The sequence below is a fragment of the Paenibacillus sp. AR247 genome, from assembly GCF_002968895.1.
In the GTDB taxonomy this organism is placed as follows: Bacteria; Bacillota; Bacilli; order Paenibacillales; family Paenibacillaceae; genus Paenibacillus_AQ; species Paenibacillus_AQ favisporus.
In genome coordinates this window covers 1,041,283-1,044,314 of sequence record NZ_PCZT01000009.1, presented here as the reverse complement: position 1 = coordinate 1,044,314, position 3,032 = coordinate 1,041,283, and the positions used below count along the sequence as shown (strand labels likewise).

The following is a 3,032-nucleotide window of genomic DNA, read 5'->3' as shown; positions in this document are numbered from 1 at the left end:
ATGCTGTTCAGCGGGGGAATGATCCCGTATTATATGCTGCTGAAATCGCTGCATTTGACCAATACGATCTGGGTATATATTATCCCGAGCTTGTACAGCGCCTGGAACCTGATCATCATGCGGACGTTCTTTCAGCAAATTCATCCTAGCTTGGAAGAGTCTGCGCGGATGGACGGCTATAATGACTTCGCCATCTTTATGCGGATCATCATGCCGCTCAGCAAGCCGGTGATCGCCGTCATCGCGCTGTTCAACGCCGTCGGACACTGGAACGACTGGTTTACGGGCGCTTTTTATGTCCGTTCAGCAAAATTGCGGCCGCTATCGACACTGCTGCAGGAGATGCTCACGCGGGCGGAAGCGATGCGCAGCAAGCTGGAATCCGCTGCAGGCATGAACCAATATGACGCGCTGGAGAAAATGCAGGTAACGGGCGATTCCATGAAGATGGCCACGATCATCATTGTCGTAGCGCCGATCATCATCATTTACCCGTTTATTCAAAAGTATTTCGCCCAAGGCGTTATGATCGGTTCGATTAAGGAATAACCTCAGAAAGATGATCAACTAGGGAGGATTTGGCATGCGCATCGAAAACCCTTATGATAAAAGAGGAACGTGGCTTCGCGGAAGCTTTCATAATCATACCAATAACAGCGACGGCTGGTTTCCACTGGAAACGGTATATCGGATGTACGCCGATTATGATTTTCTCGCGATTTCGGATCATGACAAAATTACTGATTTGGCTGGAGAATGCAGCATCCCCACGGTTTTTGAAGCGATCGAGGTCAGCAGCCGCGAGCCTCACATGATTCTCGTTGCGCCCCCTCGTTCCATTTTGGAGGGCTACAGCAGCGAGTTTTCGATTGAAAATTACCAGAGGCTTGCTGATATGACTTTGAATAACGGCGGTATCTGCGTTCTTGTCCATCCGAACCGGTATTTTTCGAATTACTGGAACCTAGAGGACATGCTGCGGATGGAGCGGGTGACCGGCATCGAGGTATACAACGGGGACGGGAACATCGAATACGATATCGCGTTTGATAAATGGGACGCGATGCTATCGGCGGGACGGCGGGTTTGGGGCTTCGGAAACGACGATTCGCATGTGTACGGACAAGAGAAGCAGGCCTGGAACGTCGTGCTTGCTGAAGAAAATTCGCAGCAGTCCATTCTCGACGCGATCCGAAACGGCAGTTTTTATGTCTCCACTGGTTTTGGTTTTGAATCGATTCAGACCGAAGATCGTCAGATCTGCATCCGCCTGAAGTCGAACAAACTGCTGGACCGGATGTATAAATACGTGACCTTGTTTGGGAAAGACGGCAGGGTGCTGCATGAGGAAACGGGACGGATTACGGAAGTGACTTATTCGTGTATGGGAGACGAAGGGTATGTCCGCGTAAGCGCCTATATTGAAGGAGGCTATGCGGCGTTCTCTCAACCCTTGTTCATTAATCAGCGTTAGGGATGAGATGGGTATGAGCGTTAAAATCAAGGATGTTGCCAAACGGGCCGGTGTCTCTACGACAACGGTCTCCCGTGTTTTGAACGGGGAAAAATACGTCAGGGAAGAACTGAAGGACCGCGTCAACCAGGCCATTGAAGACCTGGGTTATGCGCCCAGCCATATAGCCAGAAGCCTGGTCAGAAACAAAACCAATCTGCTGGGGGTCATCGTGCCGGATCTGACCTCCAGCTTTTATTCGACCATTCTGAGCTCCATCGAGCAGACCGCTGCCTTCAATCATTATAATCTGCTCGTCTGCAATATCAGCGAGGACATTGACAAGGAGTTCAAATACCTGAACATTTTCAAGGAAATGCGCGTGGAAGGCATCATTATCATGCACGAGAAGATCAATGAGGATATTCGGAATTTTATCGAGAAATTAAAAATTCCCGTCATCTTCTCCAGCGTGAAGCCGATGGACCAATCCTTCGTATCGGTCATCGTGGACGATTATGCCGCAGCGTATGACGCAACGACATATTTAATCGGACTCGGGCATGAGCAGATTGCTTTCATCGGCGGGGACATGCGTGATATGACTTCCGGCCAAAACCGGTACAGCGGGTACCGGAATGCTTTGGCGGACCATGGAATTAAATTTGTCCATGAACTTGTCCGTTTCGGTGATTACAAGGTGAACAGCGGCTATGCACTGATGGGTGAGTTCCTGCGTTACAAACATAAACCGACGGCGGTCTTTGCCGTTAGCGACGATATGGCGATCGGGGCAGTCAACTGCATCATCGATCACGGCCTGAAGGTTCCTGACGATATTTCGGTGGTCGGCTTTGACGGAAGCCAGATGACGGAACTCGTCCGGCCCCGGATCACGTCTATGGAGCAGCCTATTCAGCGCATGGGCGAGGTGACGGTCGAAACGCTGCTTCAGTTCATTGCAGGAGAAAAGCGAACAGCGGAAGATATCATTTTGAGTCATCGGTTAGCGGTGCGCGACAGCTGCAGATCTCTGTGAAGGTTGTGAACAACCAAGAACCGGGGACGCTTTGAAGCTGTCCATCTCTTTGATTAGCCTTTATAATAGTAAAAGACTCGTTTGTCATTTCGATGAAAAAAGGAGTGTTAACGTGAAAGACGGCGCAATCATCCATTCGGTCATCTTTTCGCTGAAGCATGAGAAGGGTTCGTCCGCTGAACAGCGGTTTCTGGAGGACGGCAGGGCTGCACTCAGCTCGATACCTACGGTAAAGGAATTTCAAGTATTCCGGGAAATCAGCATCAAGAATACATATGACTTTGGATTTTCCATGAGGTTTGACAGCCGTGCGGATTATGAAGCCTATAACGCTCATCCGCAGCACGTGGCTTTTGTGAGGGACCGTTGGGATCAGGAAGTGAGCCAGTTTCTCGAAATCGATTATGCCGGATATGAGCATTGAGGTTAGATTTTCGATAGGACGAGGATGGTGCGAGCTTTGAATATTCAAATTCGAACAGGCCGGAGAGATGAGATGGAAGAGATCATGCAATTGATCTCCAGATGCGTTCAGGTCAT

At 49.7% G+C, this 3,032-nt stretch carries 4 protein-coding genes; all 4 read left to right on the top strand.

Translation table 11 applies throughout. The features are described from left to right. The coding region (locus tag CPT76_RS12920; RefSeq protein WP_146116236.1) for a carbohydrate ABC transporter permease at positions 1-549 on the top strand (549 nt) is incomplete at its 5' end. 34 nt (positions 550-583) lie between these two features. After that, the gene (locus CPT76_RS12915) at positions 584-1,474 is read left to right on the top strand and encodes a CehA/McbA family metallohydrolase (RefSeq protein ID WP_105443212.1); all 891 of its coding nucleotides are present in this window, start codon (positions 584-586) and stop codon (positions 1,472-1,474) included. A 13-nt stretch (positions 1,475-1,487) separates the two neighbouring features. Next, entirely contained in the window at positions 1,488-2,492 is a 1,005-nt protein-coding gene (locus CPT76_RS12910) for a LacI family DNA-binding transcriptional regulator (RefSeq protein ID WP_105443211.1), read from the top strand. 112 nt (positions 2,493-2,604) lie between these two features. Beyond that, the gene (locus CPT76_RS12905; RefSeq protein ID WP_105443210.1) at positions 2,605-2,916 is read left to right on the top strand and encodes a Dabb family protein; all 312 of its coding nucleotides are present in this window, start codon (positions 2,605-2,607) and stop codon (positions 2,914-2,916) included. Positions 2,917-3,032 lie beyond the last annotated feature (116 nt).

Coding starts and splice junctions, on each gene's coding strand:
- CPT76_RS12915 (WP_105443212.1), top strand. CDS start 584: ATGCGCATCGAAAACCCTTATGATAAAAGAGGAACGTGGCTTCGCGGA.
- CPT76_RS12910 (WP_105443211.1), top strand. CDS start 1,488: ATGAGCGTTAAAATCAAGGATGTTGCCAAACGGGCCGGTGTCTCTACG.